This is a genomic window from Pseudomonas sp. LFS044, assembly GCF_047978245.1.
Taxonomy (GTDB): Bacteria; Pseudomonadota; Gammaproteobacteria; order Pseudomonadales; family Pseudomonadaceae; genus Aquipseudomonas.
Window position 1 is genome coordinate 1 of sequence record NZ_JBFPFX010000071.1, and the last position, 429, is coordinate 429.

Annotated in this window: 1 pseudogene; it reads right to left on the bottom strand. The window is 65.7% G+C overall.

The window, feature by feature from the left end:
* A pseudogene (locus tag ACNQPL_RS26655) lies at nt 1–429 on the bottom strand (acetolactate synthase large subunit); the annotation flags it as partial.

Sequence of the window (429 nt, forward strand, 5' to 3'; positions counted from 1 at the left end):
CATGAGGCGGGTGAAGTCCCAGTGCGAGGTGTCGCCCAGGCCTTCGGCGATCTGCCACACGGCGTTGGCGATGTCGCCGATCACTTCGACCTGCGGGAAGTACACGGCATCGACTTCGGCGGAGCGGAAGCTGATGTGGATGACTTCGGTGCCGCCACGGACCATGAAGAACGGCGGCTTCTCGATCACGTCGTGGCCGATGTTGATGATCAGGTCGGCCGCTTCGATCGCACGGTGCACGAAGTCACCCGACGACAGCGCGGCGTTGCCCAGGAAGCGCGGGCTGCGCTCGTCGACCACACCCTTGCCCAGCTGGGTGGTGACGAACGGGATGCCGGTCTTGTCGATCAGCTGCTTGAGGACCTTGGCGGTCATCTTGCGGTTGGCGCCGGCGCCGATCACCAGGATCGGGCTGCGCGCGGTGCGCAG